Genomic DNA, 21,682 nt, shown 5'->3' with positions numbered 1-21,682 from the left:
ATTGAGGTTTTACGGTTATGCAAGTTATCCATATTATATAAATGCGGATTGAAAGACCGACATAAAATCATTTCTTTTAGGCGGGAGAGAGGATCCGATCATGCGTAGGGGCAGTCAGTGCCTTTTTTAGCCCTACGCCATGTGAAAACAGAAGGAGAAAATGAGTGAAGAACTTCTTTTGTTTTCATAACCGCGACTTATATACCGGAATTTTAAAATGAGTATATATAAATAGTTAAGTGAATTGATTTCAATACTCTTTAGCTGATTCCATATGGTGAATCCATAACTTTGAAAAATCCGTCCAGCCAAAAGAATCAATGGTTACGTTCTTTAAAGAAGAGGGATATGTTTGCTTTTTTAAAACATGATAATTAAATAGGATAATGTATTCCGTTCGAAGGAATTCTTTAATTTCGAATATAAGTTTATGACGATGTTCCTTATTTTCTTCGGCTAAGAATGTATTTAGTAAACAATCAATCTGTTTTTGATAGTGAGGATGCATAAAACGGTTGATAAAACAGCTTTTACTTTTAAATACATTGAGAAAAGCTATTTCTATATCTGAATTAAAAACCTCCCCCATTAAAATAATATCGGCGTTTTGATCAATAGAACGATTCGAGTAGTCTGAGACTGGAAAAGGGTGTAATTCCATTTGTATGCCTAAGTTTTGGCAATGCTCTTTTAGCCAAATTGCATCATGAGCACTATCTTTAAAAGAGAAAAAGTAGATATGTATAGTTTCACCTTGATATGTACTTTTTTTCAGGTATTCCTTTGCTTTGCATAAAGAATAAGATTGTTTCGTTGCTGCTCGGCTTCGACTTGGAAAGAAGCTTGATGCGGGGATAGTCCGCATACCTTTTAAATCACGAATAATCGATTCAACGTCATATATTTCTCTCCAAGCTTTTCGAAAATAAATATCATGATGTGGACCAGGTTTTGTAAAGTTAAATGCGGCATATATACACCCGGTTTCTTCTATTTGTACTTCGTGTTCTTTTGTATATTCAGTATTTGGTAGTTCATAGTGTGTATGTATTTGTGCATGTTCCGGAATCCGCCAAAACTCAATACGATCAAGCAACGCCCGTTCTTTAAAATAATCCGTAAACGCTTCTAATATAACTTGATCTTCATCATAACAATGTAATTTAAAAGCTCCCGTCCCGATATAATGGTGATTTTGTATTGTTACATCATGAGGTAAAATGGCTAATTGCATCGAACTTACATAACGTAGGAAAAACAAATTCGGCTTTCGAAGGTGAAAGCTTATTTGTAGTGGTGATGGTGTTTCAATCTGCACAATCTCTTCAGTTAACCAGGCATAAGGAGAGTGTACACGTTGTAATCTTTCAAATGAAAATTGAACATCTTTAGAAGATAAGATTCTTCCATGATGAAAATGGATGCCTTTTCGTAAATAAAAAGTCCAGGTAAGTTGATCGTCACTAACCTCCCATGTATGGGCGAGGTGTGTTTCAATTTCTTTTGTGACGTAGTTGTAAGTAACTAATGTATCAAAAATTTGACTAATGAGATGACTCTCTGTTGTTACAGCTGCAAATGCTGGATCAAGTGGCAATATTTTTCTTGAGCAAGGTATCTTTAACACGTCATACATATCGTTTAAAGGTTGGTATCCAAAATGCTGTTGTAATTTTTCTTCTAAGCCTTTTCGAAGGGAAGTCGGAAATGGTTGTTTTAAAAGAAGAAATAACTCTTTTAATTTATCTTGTTGTAAGAGGGATTCAGCATAGGGCATAACTACTTCTGAAATGGTATGGAGAAAGAGAATTTCACTTTTATTTCCTCGTCCTCGTCCTGGTGTCCACGTAATTAATTTTTCTTCAGTCATTTTTCTCAGTAAAATTTTCACGTTTTTTGTACTGCAATATAAAATATCGGCTAGTTCTTGCAAGCTATTTTGCATGTATTGTTTTTCTGGATCATGCAATCGTAGTTGAGTATAGTAATCCATCACTTTCATGTTTAAACGACTCCTTCCCAATAAAAGGGGAAATTCTTTAGAATATTCTAACCTTTTTCTTCCACTTTTTCAAAGTAAAATGAATACACATAAGGGGGAAGAAACAATGGGATTTTGGAGTATGCATCGAAATATAAAAATTAGAATTATAACATCATTTTTAACACGAACTGTATCAACAATGATTTTCCCGTTTATGGCGATTTATTTTTCAGTAAAGCTGGGTAGTGTCCTTGCAGGCGTTTTATTATTAGTAAACGTAATGGCAGCGCTGATTATTGGGCTTTATGGCGGTTATATTGGAGATCGATTAGGGCGGAAAAAGGTTATGATTATAGGGCAGGTGATACAAGTTGTTTCGATTGCTTGTATGGGAATTGCGAATTCAGATTATGTAGATTCACCTTGGTTCACTTTCATTTTTATGTTAACGAATAGTCTTGGTTCAGGGCTTATGAACCCCGCAACAGAGGCAATGCTAATTGATGTGAGTACACCTGAGAATCGAAAGGTGATGTACAGCATTAACTATTGGGCGATTAATTTATCGATTGCTATTGGGGCTATATTCGGAGGGTTATTATTCGAACATTATCGTTTGCAACTCTTTATATTATTGACGGCAGTAGCATTGCTAACGTTGTATTTAATTTCAGTATATATGGAAGAGGTATATGTAACTCAGAAAACGATAAAAAAGAAGCATGTGTTAAAAGAAATGGTTGAAAGTTATAAAGTTGTTATGACAGACCGGGCATTTTTGATATTTTGTTTAGCGAGTATATGTACGTTATCGTTAGAATTTCAGCTTAATAATTATTTAGGTGTACGCTTGCAAGAGGAATTTGAAACAATTCAATTTGCATTTGGAAATGATATTCGTTTTGATTTAACAGGTATTCGGATGCTAAGTTGGATTTCTGCGGAGAATACGATTTTGATTGTTTTATTTTCAGCACTTGTTATTAAAATGATGAAACGTTTTAATGACTTGAAAATCCTATATGTTGGCTTATTTATCTATACAATTGGATTCACAATAATTGGATCAAGTAATAGCTTATGGATCTTATTAATAGCAGGGCTTTTCCAAACAATCGGCGAGATGATGTATGTGCCAGTTCGGCAATCCATTATGGCCGATATGGTTCCAGATGATGCTCGAAGTTCTTATATGGCAATCAATGGTATGGTCTTTCAGGTGGCAAAAATGAATGGAGCACTAGGGATTATGCTAGGTTCTTTTATAGCATCATGGGGAATGAGCATTGTATATTTTTTAGTTGGTATAAGTAGTATTTTGTTATTTATGAAAGCAATTAATAGGACAGAATACAGTGAAGAAAATATACATCATATAGGATAAGGGAATATGTAAAAAGCGAATCATTTTTATCATGATTCGCTTTTTATATACCATTTTTTCTAAAAAGCGTCTGCTTCAGCTAATGTATTGCTAGTGCTTGGGTTCATTAAAAGGTTCTTCAGTTCACCTACTTCAGAGAGTGTGACAATGATGTAACCGCTAATTAATACAATGAGTCCAATGACCCTTAATGTTTGCAAACTAATATTTCTTTGGTTTTCCTCAGAGTTACTTGGGGGCGTTAAAGTTTGAGTGTTGTTCATCGTAGGGCTCCCATCTTTTTATTTATATATGTGCTAAACAATTGTATGACTTATGGATGATAAATAAAAAGAATCAAAATCATAGTCATTTTCACTATATGAGAAATGCCTAAAAAAGTGATTAAAAATAGGGGTGTTCAGTTCATACTTATACGCCTCTCTAAAAATCCTATCAGGTTGATAATGCTTCCACTTGAACAATTTTTCCTTTTTCATACCGATCACACACCTTTTTTAGAGTAATAGTATCAGTATGTCCAAGATTTAGAGGTTACTTGCATGTATCTTGAAGTTTTTGCACCGGAACCGTATTTTGTTTTATTGGCTTGATAGCGATGTGGTGCTACCCCATAAAGAATATTGATATGTGAGGGTTTTACTGCCCGCGAATAGCGAGATAAAATGAATGCGAGTATTTTTACATATGAATCTATGAAAAAGTTGATGAAATTGTCAGCTTTTTATTTTTGGAAAAAATTGTTTATCTATTTTTATAAAAAAATGTTTTTTTGACCCCTATAAAATTTTTATTTCCTCCGAATATGTATAGTGAAGAAAGCAAATGGAGGAAAAATCATTATGAAAAAAACACTATTAAAAGGCACTATGGTAACTATGATGGCATGCAGCCCGTTTCTGATGGGAACAGCAGCGTATGCTAGCGAAAACACAGATGCGGTAAAAACAACGGAAACTGAAAAAACATCTTTAGTACAAGGTGACGTCTTTTATTTTGTGAAAACTATGGTTGAAGATATTAAAATGGCTCTTGCGACAAACGATTTAGAGAAAGCGAAGCTATTGTCTGAGCAAGCCGCGGAACGAATTACTGAAGCAAGTGTACTAATTGAAAAAGGAAAAGGCGATCTTACACAAGATACATTAGAAAAAGCGGTGGAAGACTTAGAAAAAGCAGATAAGCTTTCTGGCGAAGAGAAAGCAGAAACAGAAAAACCTGCTGGCGAAGAAGAAAAAGAAGCAGCGAAAGTAAAAGTGCACATCGGAAACAACATCGAAGCATTAGCAAAAGTGCTAGATCAAGTGAAAAATCCGAAAGCAAAAGCTGCAATTACCAAAAATATAGAGAAGAGTTTTTCAAAGATTGCAGCTAAAATAGAGAAAGAGAAAGAGAAAGAGAAAGAGAAAGAGAAAGAGAAAGAGAAAGAGAAAGAGAAAGAGAAAGAGAAAGAGAAAGAGAAAGAGAAAGAAAAACAAGCGGACGCTATTGCAAAAGAAAACAAGAAAGCAGATCAAAATACAGAAGTAACTCCAGCACAACCAGAACAGGTAACGCAACCAGAACAAGTAACACAACCAGAACAAGTAACACAACCAGAACAAGCAACACAAGCAACACAGCCAGCACAACCGGCACAACCGGCACAGCCAGCAAAACCAGCACAACCGGCACAGTCAGCACAACCAGCAAAACCAGCACAACCGGCAAAACCAGCACAACCGGCACAACCAGCACAACCAGCAAAACCAGCACATAAACCGGCTGTTTCTCATGAGAAGCATGAGCAATCAAACCACAAGGGTCAAACAGAAAAGAATGATCATCAAGACAACGGTAAAAAAGTCGGTCACGAAAAGCATGAAGAACAGCAAGAAGACAAGCACAAAGAAAAGTAGTAAGAAAATGTGATGAAATGGTCACTTCTTTAGTGACCATTTTGCTATTTGAAGCAAAAGGAGGGAGGGGGATTACTAGTGTTGAGTTTGGTGATGAAGATCATAAAAAAACCGAAAATAGAAGATATCGTATGTAACATACAAAACAACGGAGGAGATAAGGAAGCTTTTATCGCACAGTATCGGCCTTTTATTCGAAAATCAATCTCGTCTGTCTGCCGCCGGTATATTACGGAGCAGGATGATGAATACAGCATTGGATTGTTTGCGTTTAATCAAGCAATTGAACAGTATTCATATAAAAAAGGAAAATCTTTTCTAGCGTTTGCTGAGCTTCTTATAAAAAGGGATGTAATTGACTATATACGCAAGGAGTCTAAGCATAATCTCGTCTTTTTAAAAGAAGACCAGCAAGAGGAAATGGTAGAAATGCAGGTATCGCTTACGGAGTATATGAAAGAGATGGAAAACAGAAACCGTAAGGAGGAGATTCTTCATTTTCAAATTGTGCTAGCTGAGTTTAAAATCACATTTTCAGAGCTTGCTAAGGAATCTCCAAAGCATCGTGATACGCGTGAGCACTTAATAGAAATTGTAAAGATTATTATAAAAGAAGAGAAAATGATGGAAGAGCTGTTCCGAAAGAAAAAGTTACCGCTTAAACACATTGAACCGCGTGTTAGGGCAAGTCGTAAAACGTTGGAGCGGCATAGAAAATACATTATTGCAATGTGTATTATCTTTGCAAACAACTATACATATATTCTTGATTATATAAGAGGGGGGAAGCATGATGAATAAAGGGATTGTGATGGATATAAAAAAACATAGCGTAGTTGTTTTAACTCCGGATGGAGAGTTTATTACGTTTAAAAGAAAATCGCACTCTTATATGATTGGAGAGGAAATCTCGTTTAACGTACAAGAACAAAGAGTACCGCGTTTTTCAATCCCTTCTTTCTTAAAGCCTGCATCATTACTTGTTGCTTGTTTTCTATGTGTGTTTCTGTTTTTCTACAACCAACCGGAAGAAAAAGCATTCGCTTATGTCTCAATTGATATTAATCCCAGTTTAGAGGCGAGCGTAACAAAGGATCTTCGTGTTATAGATTTGCGAGCTTGTAATGATGATGGAAAGCGCATTTTAAAAGAAATGAAACGATGGAAAAATGAACCTTTGCAAGACGTAGTACGTACCATTGTAAAGCAAAGTCAAGAGGATGGATACTTAACGAAAGACAAGCAAGTTATGCTAACAGCTGTTACAAAGGACAAGTCGCTAGAACCACAGTTGGAAAAGACTATGCAAGGATTAAAGAAAGAGTATGAGACAAAACATGTTACAGTCGTATATCAAAGCAGTACGATGCAAGTGCGAGAGAATGCCAAGAAAGCAGGAGTCAGCACAGGCGTCTATATAAAGCAAGAGAATGAGAAGAAGAAATCGCTTACTCCTCCTGCACCGCCGTCTAATCAGGAGGAACACCCTCAGGAGATACATTCGCAACCAAAGTCATCATCCGATGCATCATCGGATTTGTCTCCTGTAAAAGAAGAAAGATATGAGAAGCAAGAGCAAATAGAACAAAAGCAATCCCAGGAACAGCAACCCCAGCAATCAAAAGGAAATAATGGGCATCAGCAAGAAAACAACGGTAAAGAGTATAAACAAGAAAATAAAGAGTCTCAGCAAGAAAACAATGGTAAAGGGTATAAACAAGAAAATAAAGAGTCTCAGCAAGAAAACAACAGTAAAGGGTATAAACAAGAAAATAAAGAGTCTCAGCAAGAAAACAACGGTAAAGGATATAAACAAGAAAATAAAGAGTCTCAGCAAGAAAACAACGGTAAAGGATATAAACAAGAAAATAAAGAGTCTCAGCAAGAAAATAAAGGCAATATAAACGAAAACAACGGGCATAAAAAAGAGGACAAAAACGTTCCTGCCACGCAACATCAGGGGAAAGAAAAGAAAAATCCATAGAATATTTAAGAAGTATAGGGGACATTGTTTATCAAGACCTAAATGAAAAATTCCCAATAAGTAAAGGACAATACATATTTTATATAACCCAAAATATGATATTTTTATAAAAAAGTTTAATCAAAATTCACTTAGAATTCTTTACGTGAAGGGATAAAGCATCGCATCTTTTTTAGAAACGTCGCAACTTTCTTAAGAACTTCGCGTCTTTATTCAAAGCATCGTGATTTTATTTCAAAGCCAGAGTAAGAGTAGAAAAAATTGTAACGCTAGGGAATAATGAAGCTAAGTATTTTTATTTTTGGGACTTAGATGGAAATATGTTCGAAGCGGCTTGGTCGGTGTGGGATGAAACTGTATAAAGAATATTGATATGTGAGGGTTTTACTGCCCGCGAATAGCGAGATAAAATGAATGCGAGTATTTTTACATATGAATCTATGAAAAAGTTGATGAAATTGTCAGCTTTTTATTTTTGAAAAAAATTGTTTATCTATTTTTATAAAAAAATATTTTTTTGACCCCCATAAAATTTTTATTTCCTCCGAATATGTATAGTGAAGAAATCAATTAGAATTGAAATCATTTCGTACAGCAACCTTGATTTTGAGAGGTATCGAAGCCATGCATATGATGAAAAAAGGGCAACTTCACCAAAGGGTGAAATCTGCCCAAAATGAGGTTGAAGTCATTCATAAGTTATTTGGATTAGTCGTTTGATCTCAAAGTTAACGGGAAATTACTGTTCTATATTCCTATTAAGCTATTTTCACACCAGAACCCTAGAAGGTCTATCTATTAAAATAGTTTGCGTTTGTACTTAGAATAAAAAGAAAAGGAGTATGTAAAAAAATAATGGAGAAAAAAATTCAACAAAAGACAGATAACTCAAAACCCGTTTTTTATGATCCTAAAGGAAGAAGAAAAATAGCTTTCAGTTGGTTTCTATGTATCTCAATAGTTAGCGTAAGTATTGTATTTTATTTTTTCTTTCGAAGTATTTTTTCAACACCAGAAATTCCAAATATGAATCCTTCTGTAAAGCAAGATACTAAACTTGTACCTATTAATCAAAAACTCAGCGACCAGCAGTTAAAGAAGGAAGAATTCAAATCTCCTAATACCGAAATAAAGAATAATGAAAATTCGGAAAAATTAACAGGCAATGGCGAACAACCTAAAGAAGTTTATGGTTTTTATGTAAACTGGGATGAAAATAGTACTGCTTCTTTAAAAGAAAATATCGATTCATTAACCATGTTAGTACCAGAATGGTATCACTTAAAAGCAGACTTAACAATTAGTAGTGAGATTAAGCCTGACATTGTAAAGTTAGCAAAAAAAAATCATGTGAAAATTATGCCTTTGCTTACTAACTATACGCAAGAAGCTTCTGGTCCTGATAGTAAACTTATTCATAAGTTACTGAATGATTCAGATGATGTACAGACAAAGTTTATTAATGATTTGGTAAAGCGAATTGAAGAGAATCAATTTGCAGGTATTAATATTGACTTTGAGTCAATACCTGAAGGCGATAGAGATAAATTAACAAATTTCATGAAAGAACTTACTACGGTCTTTCACAAACATCATTTGCTCGTAACGCAAGATGTCCCTGCTAATGATAAAGCCTTTGATTATGGTGCATTAGCCAAAGTAATAGATCGTATGATTGTAATGATGTATGATGAGCACTATGGAGCAGGGACACCAGGACCAATTGCTTCAAATAAATGGTTTGAACATACGCTCAATGATCTAAACATTCCCTCTGAGAAACTTATAGTTGCTTTCGGTAACTATGGATATGATTGGGAAGTAAATAGCAAAAAACCTGCGAAGTCTTTAACTTTCTCAGAAGTTATGACAATGGCTCATGATTCAAATATAAAAATTCAATGGGATAAGATCAGTGGAAATCCTTATTTTCGATATAAAAAAGGAGCGAAAGAACATACTGCTTGGTTCTTAGATGGTGTTACTTTTTATAATCAAGCAAAAATCGCAATGAACAACAATGCAAAGGGATTTGCATTATGGAGACTAGGAGCAGAAGATCCTACTGTATGGAAAGCTTTAAAAGATCCTATTGAGGTACAAAATAATCCTGATGCATTACATAAAATCGCTAGTTTAGATGAAGTAAATTATTCTGGGCAAGGCGAAATTTTACAGATTGAGAATGAAAGACAAAATGGATTGAGAGATTTTAAAGTAGGCAAAGAAGGTTATCTTACAGATGAAGTATATCAATCACTACCATCTGCATATCAAGTGAAACGCTATGGAAAACCAAAAGGAAAACAAGTAGTACTAACATTTGATGATGGACCAGATCCTAAATACACACCGGAAATTCTAGATATATTAAAAGAGCATAAAGTAAAAGCAGCCTTTTTTGTACTTGGTGAAAACGCCCAAATAAATCCTAATCTTGTTAAAAGAATATACGATGAAGGCCATGAAATTGGCAATCATACCTTCAAGCATCCGAACGTAGCTGATACGTCTTTACTACGAACAAAAGTAGAACTGAATACAACTCAGCGCCTGATTCAGGAAATAACTGGACACTCTACGGTTTTATTTAGGCCACCATATGAAGCGGATGCTGAGCTGGATTCACCAAATGAAATAGTACCTATTTTGCGTGCACAAAATATGAACTATACAATGGTGGCAGAAAAAGTTGATCCTGAGGACTGGGCGACGCCATCAACAAATGAATTGGTAAAGCGTGCTCTAAATCCTATTTATAAGGGGGAGGGAAATGTTATTCTTCTCCATGATGCAGGAGGAAATCGTACTCATACGGTAGAGGCGCTGCCAATTATTATTAAAGACCTTAAAAAGCATGGATATAGTTTTGTAACAATTTCAGATTTAATGGATAAAGAACGAGATGAAGTTATGCCACCCGTTTCTTCTGAGGGTGAGCAATATTTACTTTACAATAAAGCTGTTTTTTCAGGAGCGGGATATTCTAAACATATATTAACAACTATTTTTTATATTGCTATTGGATTAGGTATTTTCCGATTCCTATTTTTAATTTATTTTGCATTCAAGCAAAAAAGGAAAACAAGATCTCGTTTATTTACTAATTCGTCTTATCAACCTTTCGTTAGTGTTGTGATAGCAGCATATAATGAAGAGAAGGTTATAACCAAGACGATTCGCTCAATTTTGGATAGTGATTATAGAGAGTTTGAAGTTATTGTTGTTGATGACGGATCGAAAGATGGTACGTCAAAAGTAATTCAAGAAGCATTCCATAAACATCCTAAAGTTTGTTTAATTCAGAAAGAAAATGGTGGGAAATCATCCGCAATGAATTTAGGATTTCAAAAATCACGAGGAGAAATTATTGTCACTTTAGATGCGGATACTATTATTGCGCAAGACGCTATTTCTCTAATGATTAGACACTTTGAAGATCATAATGTAGCAGCAGTTTCAGGCAATGTCAAAGTGGGAAATAGACGGAATTTGTTAACTACTTGGCAACATGTTGAATACATTACAGGATTTAATTTAGAACGCAGAGCTTTTGATGAGTTGAATTGTATCACGGTAGTTCCTGGAGCTATTGGAGCATGGCGTAAAAAGAATGTAGTTGAATCTGGATATTTAAGCGAAGATACACTTGCAGAAGATACGGATCTTACTATAACATTTTTACGTCAAGGGCATCGAATTGTATATGAAGAAAAAGCATATGCTTATACGGAGTCGCCTGAAGATGTGAAAAGTCTCATTAAACAGCGATATCGTTGGTCGTATGGTACACTCCAATGTCTTTGGAAGCATCGAAAGGCATTGTTTAATCCAAAGCATAAAACATTAGGGTTTGTTGCATTACCTAATATGTGGTTGTTCCAATATGTCCTGCAGTTCATTGCTCCTTTAGCAGATATATTAATGATTATAGGGCTATTTGGTAGCAATCCGCTAAAAGTTTTGGGATTTTATCTTGTATTCTTTCTAATGGATCTTCTCGCTTCTCTTTTTGCATTTAAATTAGAGAAAGAGAATCCTAAACCATTAGCATGGTTAATTTTACAACGCTTTATTTATCGTCAATTTATGACTTATGTTGTAATTAAATCTGTATTTTCATCTATTCGTGGGGTTGCGGTAGGATGGAATAAATTGAAGAGAATGGGAAGTGTTAAGCACTCCTCTGAACATAATGAGGCATCATAAGAGAGCAGATAATCTGCTCTCTTTTTTTACTAGTAGCTTCTTATTTTGAATAACAATAGTTATGAATGATGTGGAACGAAAAATGCAAGTGGTAGAAAAAGAGAGAAAGGGAAAATATGCTTTCTTGAATGATCCTAAGGTAATATGCCATTTTGTACACTTACAAAAAGATATAGATAAGAAGAAAAAATAGAAAAGAGGATACAGATGAATTCTTTAATTTACTCATTTTATTTTCCCTAATCTATTTGATTGTTGAGAATATAAAAACAGAAAGTGTAGCTTCTTTAGCTAAACTTTCTGTTTTTTCTTTTAGAATACACAATCATTCATTTAAATTCCCGAAGAAGAAATTCGTTTTTTTGTTTTTGGTAAGATAATAAATTTGATGAAAAATATGCTGACTATAACAGTTGAAAGAACAGGCAAAAAATCCTGTAGTGCAGCGAATAAAATAATGGAAAATAACGCTAGCTGAACGATTGCTAATGAAAATACAAGAATGAGAAATTGATTTATTCGTGTGTCGTGTGAGATAGGATATAATGCTACAATATTATTTCCCGAAAAATATTTCCATAAAGTACGAAGCTGCATAGAGGTCATATATAAGAGACAACAAGTAATAGCGCCTTTTGCAAATACATTCGGTACGAAATATAAAATAAAAGAACCGATAATAGTTAAACGAATATATATACCAAAATAATCATTCGCACGTAAGAATGATAAAGTGTTCAAATATAAAAAAGTAGATTGTTTTTTATGTAATATAGGTTCTAGCCAACTTGTTAGCCATTTTCTTTGTTTTACTTGTTTTTTTAGCTGTGGAACTTCTGTGAAAAAGTTTGCAAATTGGTAAAAGTGCATGTCCATTTTTTCTTCTTGCTCAATTATATATTCCCATCCAATTTGTTTTGTTGGTTGTTTTGTTGTATAAACAAGTAGGAAGACAAGAAGTAATAGCATTGCACCTAATAGAACAACTGATACGGACTGAAAGAGCATATAAAGAATAAGTGCATTACAAGTGAAGCGAATAATAAACCAGATTTGGCTGTTATATTGATCGCGCCATATCCAATTGATATATAGGTTCCAACCTTTTATTAACATTAAAATGAAAAAGATCGTACATAAGAATGGAACGGTTGTCTGTAATGTTTGTATTGCTAGCGGTGTAATGATTAGAAACGTAAATAGCAATGGAAAAAGTTGAATGACATAATTGTATAGAAGAGACTGTTTGAAATAAGATGTTAATTTCTCTTCGAGTGCCAGTAAATAGACAGCGTCAGGCTTCTGGATAAAAGTACGAATCGGGCATCTCGTTATCATGATGGTAAGCAGAGATATAATGATGATTAATGAAATGCCTTTAGAAGGAGATGTTTTAAGAAACTTGGCGTAATAATACGCACCAACGCATGAGACGAAGATGAAACTATATAGTAGACCGCTAATCATGCGTGCAAAGTACATGATGACGTTTTGAATATGCTTTTGGAAACGAGTGCTCCATAGTGTTTCGATTGACATGTTTTTTCACCTCTGTCTTCTATTATATAGGTTTCTTTCTTATACAAAAATAAAAACGAGCAAATTGCTTTAAGCAATTTGCTCGTTTTTATTTTCTTCATTTTTTTTCTTATCGCGATTCATTAATGGATAAAATGCAAAGCCAATTACAAATAAGCCGATTCCAAGAAGGAATGTTTTTATATCTGAGGAGCCAGTTTTAATGACCCACAGTGCATAGCAAAGTGCAATGACTGCGATAATACCATCCATAATCCTTGAACCGGGTTCGTTTTTATACGTTTCACCAGTTGCAACGAGTTTTAATTGGAAGATTGGTGAAACGAGATAAGGGATTAAGTAAGCTAAGGTTGAGACAGTAATAACGAATGTATAGGCCTCAGCAATGGTCCCTGATAACGTTGAGAAAAGGAAGACTTGCGACATAATATTTGTCAGTCTTAGTGAATAAATTGGACTTCCTTTTTTGTTTGTTTTTGCAAAGAAGGAAGGGAAGAATCCTTCTTTCGCCGCTTGATAAGGTACTTCTGAGCTTAATAAAATCCAGCCTAAGATAGAGCCGAATAGGGAAGTAAGAGCAAGTAGTGCCATCAATTTCCCACCGCCGTGGCCCATTGCAGCATTTAATGCATCGGCTAATGGACGTTCAGAAGTTTGAAGTTTATCAATGTGCAGAACACCCATTGTTAAAATGGTAATTCCTAAATAAATGGCAACTGTTAGTAATAAGCCAGCTACAGTTGCATGCTTTACTGTTTTTGGCGATTTCGCACGGTTTGATAAAAGAACAGCTGATTCAATACCGATAAATGCCCAAAGTGTTGTAAGAGCGGCTAAATTCACTTGTGAAAGTAGTCCATGTGACACGCCTTCTTTATCAATCACTGGTGTGTACCATTGTCCAAATTTAGAAGCTTGAAATGCAAACAAAGTAACAACGATAAATAGAAGGAATCCAGTTACCTTTGTTGTTGTTGCTAGGAAGTTTAATTTCCCGGCTCCGTTTACACCGTTTGTTAAAATCATATGTGTTCCCCATAGTAAGCATGAACAGATGCAAAATGTAATCAGTTTTCCAACTTCCACATCGAAAGAGCCGATTGAAAATAAGATACGTGTATCTTTCATAATCGGGAAGAAGAGTGATAAATAACCTGCAAAAGATGTAATAATAGCAACATTACTTGCCCAGTTTGCGACCCAGTAGCCCCAAACTATGCTGAAACCAGCCATTTTTTTCTTTTTTGGTGATGAGAATAAAGCATATGCATGACTTTGTGGTCCTGTTGTTAAGTCAGGACGACGAATTGCCAAATTACCGAAAACAAGAGCTAGCATTAAAACACCAAACCCTGTTGTTAACCAAGCTAATGTAACACCGAGTGGGCTTGCTGTTTGTGCTAATGTACTAGGCACCATGAAAATACCAGCGCCAACCATATTGCCGACAACAAATGCTGTCAGTACCCAAAAACCCCATTTTTTTTGTTGCATAAAAAATACCTCCAAAGTTAGTATAACCAAGTCAAGCGAGGAGATATGTATGTCTTCCAAAAAGGAAAGAAAGGTAAGCTTCATACAAAACAAAAAAAGCACGTGTAATTGTCGCTACGTGCTTTCTATCTTATAGGAAACCCACGACATACCTCTCGATAGCTCTCCACAAACAAGTTGTTTGTGACAGTTCTGCACTTATTAAATAGCAGACCCAGCAAGAATGCACAGTGGGCATTTCTTACTTCGGCAACCATTCCTTTCCCATTCATTCATCGATGCCACTACATCTCCTGAAATGATACTCTTAATGACTGCAACCTCTACCTCACCGAGATACGAATGAGGATTTATGTATTAAATTAACATAATCAAGGGTAACAAATGAATTTTTATACGTCAATGGATATAGTAATAATCAGACTATAGTGAACAATTTGTCATTAAAAGAAGAGGGATTTTTTTAGAAATAGGCTCTGTTAATCTGTGTGTTAACCTAATGAAGCAAATATTTTTGATATTTTGTCTCACTTGAGTCTAGAAAAACAACATAGTTAATCTGTAACTTTACTTGAGAATGTGATGGATTGGTTAATGAGAGAAGAGAAAGCGGGCTCATTGTAGCTCTTTTTTCTGTGCTGAAATATTACCATATAACAGAGCCTAGGAATAAAAAAAGAAGCTAAGTCTACAACCGTAGATTAGCTTCTAACACGAAATATTATACTAAGTTTAATACAGTTACTTTTTCACGTGTCATAGACTCAAGGCTCTTACGAATACCTTGTGCTCCCATACCAGAACCCTTCACACCGATGAATGGGAAGTGGTCAGGACCACGCTCTGTACGTCCGTTAATTTGAACGGAACCAGTATCGATTTTGTTTGCAATTGCAAATGCTTTATTAATGTCTTTTGTGAAGACACTTGCTTGTAAGCCGAAATCTGATTTGTTCGCAATTTCAATTGCTTGTTCATCAGAAGAAACACGGATGATTGGAAGGATTGGGCCGAATGGCTCTTCCCAAGCAACTTTCATATCTTCTGTTACATTGTCAATTAATGTTGGGTAGATTAAGTTGCGCTCGCGTTTGTTACCAATTACGATTGTAGCGCCTTTTTCTACTGCATCGTCAACTAATCCTTGAACGAAATCAGCAGATTTATCGTCGATTAATGGCACGATTGTACTGTCTTGTTCTGGAGAACCAACAGTTAATTCAGCCACTTGATCTTTTAATAAGCTAACAAGCTCGTCCGCTACATTTTCATGTACAAGCACGCGCTTGATTGCAGTACAGCGTTGACCTGAGTATGAGAATGCGCCACTAACGATATGTTTTGCTGCTTCCCCTAGGTCAGCATCTTCACGTACGATACCAGGGTCTTTACCGCCAAGTTCTAATACAAGCGGAATCATAGCAGCTTTTTTCGCTAAGTGAGCACCTGTGTGTGTACCACCTGTGAACGATACCATATTTACGCCAGGATGTTCTACTAAGTAGTCGCCGATAACAGAACCGCGTCCTGTTGCTACGTTTACAAGTCCTTTTGGAAGACCTGCTTTATGAAGAGCTTCAACCATTTTAATACCGCTAATTGCGCCTTGTGTTGCTGGTTTAAAGATAACAGCGTTCCCCATAATAAGAGCTGGTGCAAGTTTTGCAGCAGATAAGTTTACAGGGTAGTTAAATGGTGCGATTGCTAAAATAACACCACGTGGTGCACGTTGAATGATTGCAAGCTTGGATTTAGATCCACCAGGGAAGCTATCGCCCATCATGCTTTCGCCATGCATGTGTAATGCTTCATCTACAGTATAACGAATTAAATCAGCTGTACGAACAACTTCTTTTTTCGCATCTTTATAACCTTTACCGACTTCTTTCATTACGATATCGGCAATTTCATCTTGCATATTTACGAGCTCATCAGCCCATTTATATAAATATTTTGCACGATCTTGAAGAGAAGCTTCAGCCCATTCTTTTTGAGCTTGTTGTGCTGATTTAATTGCTTCGTCAACTTCTTCACGAGTAATTGCTTGTACTTTACCAATTACTTCGTGTAAGTATGGTGATGGAATATCAATTGTTTGCCCAGAAGAGCTTTTTCTCCATTCACCGTTTAAATAAAATTTGTACGTATTGCTAGTTGTCATGATTTGTCCTCCTAAAATAGCAACTTGTAAGAGTGAGTATATGGTGATTGTAGGGGGTTTGAGAACATTTTTCAAACAAAATGTTTATGGAAACGATTTCTTATGTGATTTTTATTTTGTATGCCCTTTCTTAAAGGGGTTTACCTTATTTGTAAGTGAAATATAGGATTATCTATAATAATATCGATAGATAATTTTTTCGAGTATCGAAGTGGTATTGTACATCTTTTATTTTTGGTGATAAAAGTTTATTTTGTAAAATAATGAAAAAACAATTGACAGAAAAGTTGATAAAGTTATAAAATTAAAAATGGAAAATAAATGAAGGGGGTGCGCGTAATGATTGTAATGGTAAATATGACTGGCTTAGTTGGATTACATGGTGGGAAACATTCATATTATTACGCAACCCGTACGGAAAGATAGTGCTTTTTTGTTTTTTCAAAAAGCGTACGTTGCGTATTTCGTAACGTACGCTTTTATGCGTTTTTGCGCATATCGTCAAGCGGCGGTATGCGTTTTTTTGTCTCTATTTTGGTTGTTTCCATACTTTGTATGGTTTCGATAAAGTGAAACTTCCATCCGTAAGGGGGATTTATCTCCCACGGATGGTTAGTTGAACCAATCGGGCATTTACGGGCAGTTATCCCCTTATCTATCGTTCTCATTTCTTGCTGAATCTTGAGGTGGGGATTTTACTGCCCGCAAATAGCGGGGTAGAAAAATATGGAAGGTGAGAAGTTATGGTGAAACAGTACAATTGGTACGGTGTAAAAGCAGGGGCTTTTGATAGTGGATAACAGAAATAGACTGAAACAAGATCGAGAAGGGAGAGATTTCATTGTTTTCAGTATTACAAAAGTTAACATGGTTTTTTAAAGAACATTGGAAGAGGTATAGCATAGCAATTGGAGTGCTTCTAATTGTAAATGTAATAGAGGTAATTCCTCCGAAAGTAATTGGGTTAACAATTGATCATATAAAAGTAGGGTCTTTAACAAACGAAGTGATTATACAGTATGTTTGGATTTTATTTGGGGCGGCAGTTGGTGGGTATGTACTCACCTACGTATGGCAGCACCAATTATTTGGCGGTGCATTCGTGCTTGAAAAAACGATGCGTTCAAAATTTATGGGGCACTTGTTGAAAATGACGCCGACCTTTTATCACAAAAATCGTACTGGTGATTTAATGGCGAGAGCGACAAATGATTTAAAGGCGATTGCTATGACTGCTGGTTTTGGGATTTTGACACTTGTTGATTCTAGTTTATATATGCTCACAATTGTTTTTATGATGGGATTTTCAATCAGTTGGCAACTTACAATTGCGGCACTTCTTCCCTTGCCGATTATGGCATATGCGATGAATATATATGGGAAAAAGTTACATGAACGCTTTACGATTGCTCAAGATGCTTTTGGAGATATGAATGATAAAGTACTTGAATCGATTGCAGGCGTGCGTGTTATCCGTGCATATGTACAGGAAAAAGCTGATGAGCAAAGATTTCATCAATTAGGAACAGACGTATATGAAAAAAATATGAAAGTAGCAAGAATTGATGCACTGTTTCAGCCGACGGTTAAGATGCTAGTTGGTCTTAGTTATTTAATTGGTCTTGTATATGGAGCGTTTTTAGTGTTCCAATCGAAGGTTACTCTTGGTGAACTTGTGTCTTTTAACGTTTATCTTGGGATGATGATTTGGCCAATGTTTGCGATTGGTGAATTAATAAATGTCATGCAGCGCGGAAATGCTTCGCTAGATCGTGTCAATGAAACGTTAGCGTATGAGCCTGACGTGAAGAACGTGAAAAAGCCGACGCGTGTACACGAGCCAGAGTATATCGACTTTGATAAAGTTTCCTTTTCGTATCCTGCTTCACCTGAGCTTAATTTGAAAAATGTTTCTTTTTCATTAAAGCAAGGGGAAACGCTTGGTATTGTTGGGAAAACAGGAAGTGGTAAAACGACTCTTGTTCGCCAACTCCTTCGTCAGTATCCACTTGGAGAAGGGGATATTACGGTGTCGAATGTTACGCTTGATGAAATTTCAACCGAAAACGTACGAGGCTGGATTGGATATGTACCACAAGAGCATATTCTATTTTCAAAAACAGCACGAGAAAATATTTTATTTGGGAACAGAGAAGCAAATGAGGAGGAGCTTCATAAAGCAATTGAAATTGCAGCATTTAAAAAAGATCTGGAGTTTCTTCCAGAAGGATTAGAGACGCTTGTTGGAGAAAAAGGTGTTTCTCTATCTGGTGGACAAAAACAACGGATTTCGATTGCGCGAGCTGTGATTCAAAATCCGGAAATTTTAATTTTAGATGATTCATTATCGGCTGTGGATGCTCGAACAGAAGCAGCGATTATTGAAAATATACGGAGAGAAAGAAGCGGAAAAACAACAATTATAACAACGCACCGCCTGTCAGCTGTGCAGCATGCTGATTGGATTCTCGTTATGGATAATGGTGAAATTATCGAAGAGGGAACACATGATAGGCTCGTTTTGAATGGTGACTGGTATGCGGAGCAGTTTGAAAGACAGCAGGGTGAAAACGTAGAGGGTGAGGTGAAAATATGAGTGTTGGAAAACGGTTATTTCAATACGCTATGAAAGTAAAGGGAACCATTTTTGTGGCACTTGCAATGTTATTTATTTTCGTTATTGCAGAGCTTGCAGGCCCATTTGTAGCAAAGACAATGATTGATGATCATATTGTCGGTATTGAGAAACCATGGCATGAAACAGTGCAAGGGGACGATGCCGTACTTTATAACGGAGCTTGGTATAAGCGAAGCGACCGCTTTGAACAAGGTGAACAAAAAGGAAAAGAAGTTCGTATTATACAAGTTGGTTTCACTTATTATTTTGTACCTAATAAGGTTGCTGCAGAGGGAACACGTTCTGTAAAGGGAGATATTATTACAGTTCAAAGTGGAAAAGCAGCGCAAGTGTATAAAGCAAAAATGTTAACAACCAAAGAAGTGTATTCGTTTTATGAACCTGAGATGAAACGATTACTTTTACTTGGCGGAGGATATTTTGCACTATTGTTAGTTGTATCTTTATTTGCATATGGTAAACAGTTTTTCTTACAGAAAGCATCTAATAAAATCATTCAAATTATGCGTGAAGATGTCTTTTCTCATATTCAAACATTACCGATTCGTTATTTCGACCATTTACCAGCAGGGAAAATTGTATCGCGTGTAACGAATGATACGGAGGCCATTCGGGAGTTATATGTAACAGTTTTAGCGACATTTGTTTCTAGTTTTATTTATATTATCGGAATCTTTATTGCTTTATTTTTACTTGATATGAAATTAGCGCTGTTATGTTTAATTATCGTACCAATTTTAATTGTTTGGGCTGTTGTATATAGAAAATATGCCTCTGTGTACAATCATAAGATGCGCTCTCGGTTATCAGATATTAATGGAACAGTGAATGAATCCATCCAAGGAATGCCTATCATCCAGGCATTTCGTCAAGAACGTGCAATAAAGAAAGAATTTGAAGAATTAAATGAAGATTACTTTAAGTACCAAAATAAAATTTTAAATTTAAATGCAGCGACATCGCATAATTTAGTGGGTGTCTTACGCAACATTGCTTTTACGGCGGTTATTTGGTATTTTGGCGGTGCCTCTTTGAGCGCTGCTGGGATTATCTCTTTAGGGATACTGTATGCATTTGTCGATTATTTAACAAGGCTCTTCTCACCAATTACAAATATGGTAAACCAGCTTGCGAATTTAGAGCAAGCGCGCGTTGCATCGGAACGTGTATTTGAACTGCTGGATGAAAAGGGCGAAGTAGTGGAAGAGGAACGTATACCACGTCTTAATGGAAATGTTCGATTTGATGATGTTTCATTTTCTTATAATGGGAAAGATGAAGTGTTAAAAAACATTTCTTTCGAGGCAAAAAAAGGAGAGACGGTGGCCCTTGTTGGTCATACGGGATCTGGGAAAAGTTCTATTATGAATGTACTTTTCCAATTCTATGAGTTTCAAAAAGGAAAACTTACAATCGATGGGCATGACGTGAAAAATATACCAAAGCAAGCACTCCGCGAGCACATGGGAATTGTATTACAAGATCCATTTTTATTTAGTGGTACAGTTGCGTCGAATGTAAGTTTAGAACATCCAAAGATTTCAAAGGCTCGAATTGTAAAAGTACTGCATGATGTAGGGGCAGAACGATTTGCTAACAATATAGAAGAAGAAATTACGGAAAAAGGAAGTACCCTATCGACTGGAGAGCGCCAACTTATATCTTTTGCACGTGCGTTAGCATTCGATCCTGCCATTTTAGTGTTAGATGAAGCGACTTCAAGTATTGATACAGAGACTGAGGCAATGATTCAAGGGGCACTAGAAGTTGTAAAGAAAGGAAGAACAACATTTATTATTGCACATCGCCTTTCCACAATTAAGAGTGCAGATCAAATCATTGTGCTCGATCGAGGGACTATTCTTGAAAAAGGGTCACATGAAGAATTAATGCAGAAAAAGGGTCGTTATTATGAAATGTATAAAACGCAAATAGAAGGAAGTCAAAGTGCGTAACTTTCACGAAATGTTCAGAAAACTTTAAAGCAATGTTTACAAATGCTCTCATCCCTTTCCTTATCCATGTGATATGTTGGAAGCAAGGGGGAGATAGAGATGGAAGAATTATCAGTTACATTTAACATTGCTTTCTTTTTATTATTGTGCGGAATGATCGGGTATTGTGTATTAGATTCTTAAAGGCAAGCTCTTTTAAGAGTGTTGAGAAACAGGGGCAGCTGCCTCTGTTTTTGTCGTTGTTTGTCAAAATGATAATCCCATAGTTAGTAAAATGATTGTTGAGAGCAGTTAACCTCTGATAAACTTGATTTATCAGAATTTTCCGGACTGATGATTGTTTGATGTTTCGTTAAAGCATAGGATTGAGGAATAAGCATAAGAAAATTTAACTAAGTAATAACCGAATTTAGCAGAAGACTAACTATTAAATGGG

The 21,682-nt window shown here is 35.8% G+C and carries 12 protein-coding genes, 1 pseudogene and 1 riboswitch; of the genes and pseudogenes, 8 read left to right on the top strand and 5 right to left on the bottom strand.

The features are described from left to right. Positions 1-250: 250 nt before the first annotated feature. Positions 251-2,002 (bottom strand): SgrR family transcriptional regulator, encoded by a 1,752-nt coding sequence (locus ORL93_RS10660; RefSeq protein ID WP_265959042.1) that lies wholly within the window; start codon positions 2,000-2,002, stop codon positions 251-253. A gap of 106 nt (positions 2,003-2,108) precedes the next feature. On the opposite strand from ORL93_RS10660, the gene ORL93_RS10655 reads away from it, so the two are divergent. Then, positions 2,109-3,368 carry an MDR family MFS transporter gene (locus ORL93_RS10655; RefSeq protein ID WP_033795914.1) on the top strand — a complete coding sequence of 420 codons (1,260 nt, stop codon included), beginning with the start codon at positions 2,109-2,111 and terminating at the stop codon, positions 3,366-3,368. A gap of 59 nt (positions 3,369-3,427) precedes the next feature. Here ORL93_RS10655 and ORL93_RS10650 read toward each other — a convergent pair whose 3' ends face one another. Then, positions 3,428-3,631: a hypothetical protein gene (locus ORL93_RS10650; RefSeq protein ID WP_018766852.1), complete on the bottom strand. Its 204-nt coding sequence runs from the start codon at positions 3,629-3,631 to the stop codon at positions 3,428-3,430. Positions 3,632-4,210: 579 nt separating this feature from the next. Between ORL93_RS10650 and ORL93_RS10645 the strand changes: the two genes are divergently transcribed. The 5 genes and pseudogenes from ORL93_RS10645 to ORL93_RS10625 all read left to right on the top strand — a co-directional run bounded on the left by ORL93_RS10645 (position 4,211) and on the right by ORL93_RS10625 (position 11,459). Continuing rightward, entirely contained in the window at positions 4,211-5,266 is a 1,056-nt protein-coding gene (locus ORL93_RS10645; RefSeq protein ID WP_265959041.1) for a DUF5667 domain-containing protein, read from the top strand. A gap of 78 nt (positions 5,267-5,344) precedes the next feature. After that, the gene (sigI, locus tag ORL93_RS10640; protein ID WP_033798662.1) at positions 5,345-6,067 is read left to right on the top strand and encodes an RNA polymerase sigma factor SigI; all 723 of its coding nucleotides are present in this window, start codon (positions 5,345-5,347) and stop codon (positions 6,065-6,067) included. Beyond that, entirely contained in the window at positions 6,060-7,250 is a 1,191-nt protein-coding gene (locus ORL93_RS10635; RefSeq protein ID WP_309534054.1) for an anti-sigma factor domain-containing protein, read from the top strand. Before sigI ends, ORL93_RS10635 begins: the two co-directional genes overlap by 8 nt. A gap of 561 nt (positions 7,251-7,811) precedes the next feature. Further along, a pseudogene (locus ORL93_RS10630) lies at positions 7,812-7,970 on the top strand (IS6 family transposase); the annotation flags it as partial. Positions 7,971-8,105: 135 nt separating this feature from the next. Next, on the top strand, positions 8,106-11,459 hold the full coding sequence (locus ORL93_RS10625; RefSeq protein WP_006093666.1) for a trifunctional glycoside hydrolase family 18/polysaccharide deacetylase/glycosyltransferase family 2 protein: 3,354 nt from the start codon (positions 8,106-8,108) through the stop codon (positions 11,457-11,459). Between the two features lie 333 nt (positions 11,460-11,792). Here the strand turns inward: ORL93_RS10625 and ORL93_RS10620 are convergent, their stop codons facing one another. From ORL93_RS10620 to ORL93_RS10610, 3 genes are all read right to left on the bottom strand, one after another. Next, on the bottom strand, positions 11,793-12,998 hold the full coding sequence (locus ORL93_RS10620; RefSeq protein WP_265959039.1) for an ABC transporter permease: 1,206 nt from the start codon (positions 12,996-12,998) through the stop codon (positions 11,793-11,795). A 69-nt stretch (positions 12,999-13,067) separates the two neighbouring features. Beyond that, on the bottom strand, positions 13,068-14,492 hold the full coding sequence (locus ORL93_RS10615) for an amino acid permease (RefSeq protein ID WP_006093664.1): 1,425 nt from the start codon (positions 14,490-14,492) through the stop codon (positions 13,068-13,070). Between the two features lie 151 nt (positions 14,493-14,643). Beyond that, a riboswitch (Lysine riboswitch) is annotated at positions 14,644-14,826 on the bottom strand. A 387-nt stretch (positions 14,827-15,213) separates the two neighbouring features. Further along, positions 15,214-16,653: an NADP-dependent glyceraldehyde-3-phosphate dehydrogenase gene (locus ORL93_RS10610; RefSeq protein ID WP_265959038.1), complete on the bottom strand. Its 1,440-nt coding sequence runs from the start codon at positions 16,651-16,653 to the stop codon at positions 15,214-15,216. 841 nt (positions 16,654-17,494) lie between these two features. Here ORL93_RS10610 and ORL93_RS10605 point away from each other — a divergent pair. Further along, positions 17,495-19,249: an ABC transporter ATP-binding protein gene (locus ORL93_RS10605; RefSeq protein ID WP_265959037.1), complete on the top strand. Its 1,755-nt coding sequence runs from the start codon at positions 17,495-17,497 to the stop codon at positions 19,247-19,249. Then, positions 19,246-21,246 (top strand): ABC transporter ATP-binding protein, encoded by a 2,001-nt coding sequence (locus tag ORL93_RS10600; RefSeq protein WP_265959036.1) that lies wholly within the window; start codon positions 19,246-19,248, stop codon positions 21,244-21,246. Before ORL93_RS10605 ends, ORL93_RS10600 begins: the two co-directional genes overlap by 4 nt. Positions 21,247-21,682 lie beyond the last annotated feature (436 nt).

The sequence above is a fragment of the Bacillus sp. DHT2 genome, assembly GCF_026241455.1.
In the GTDB taxonomy this organism is placed as follows: Bacteria; Bacillota; Bacilli; order Bacillales; family Bacillaceae_G; genus Bacillus_A; species Bacillus_A pseudomycoides.
This window is presented reverse-complemented; position numbering and strand designations above follow the sequence as displayed.

Excerpts from the sequence above, each read along its gene's own strand:
- ORL93_RS10660 (WP_265959042.1), bottom strand. The coding sequence starts at position 2,002 with ATGAAAGTGATGGATTACTATACTCAACTACGATTGCATGATCCAGAA.
- ORL93_RS10655 (WP_033795914.1), top strand. The coding sequence starts at position 2,109 with ATGGGATTTTGGAGTATGCATCGAAATATAAAAATTAGAATTATAACA.
- ORL93_RS10650 (WP_018766852.1), bottom strand. The coding sequence starts at position 3,631 with ATGAACAACACTCAAACTTTAACGCCCCCAAGTAACTCTGAGGAAAAC.
- ORL93_RS10645 (WP_265959041.1), top strand. The coding sequence starts at position 4,211 with ATGAAAAAAACACTATTAAAAGGCACTATGGTAACTATGATGGCATGC.
- ORL93_RS10635 (WP_309534054.1), top strand. The coding sequence starts at position 6,060 with ATGAATAAAGGGATTGTGATGGATATAAAAAAACATAGCGTAGTTGTT.
- ORL93_RS10625 (WP_006093666.1), top strand. The coding sequence starts at position 8,106 with ATGGAGAAAAAAATTCAACAAAAGACAGATAACTCAAAACCCGTTTTT.
- ORL93_RS10620 (WP_265959039.1), bottom strand. The coding sequence starts at position 12,998 with ATGTCAATCGAAACACTATGGAGCACTCGTTTCCAAAAGCATATTCAA.
- ORL93_RS10615 (WP_006093664.1), bottom strand. The coding sequence starts at position 14,492 with ATGCAACAAAAAAAATGGGGTTTTTGGGTACTGACAGCATTTGTTGTC.
- ORL93_RS10610 (WP_265959038.1), bottom strand. The coding sequence starts at position 16,653 with ATGACAACTAGCAATACGTACAAATTTTATTTAAACGGTGAATGGAGA.
- ORL93_RS10600 (WP_265959036.1), top strand. The coding sequence starts at position 19,246 with ATGAGTGTTGGAAAACGGTTATTTCAATACGCTATGAAAGTAAAGGGA.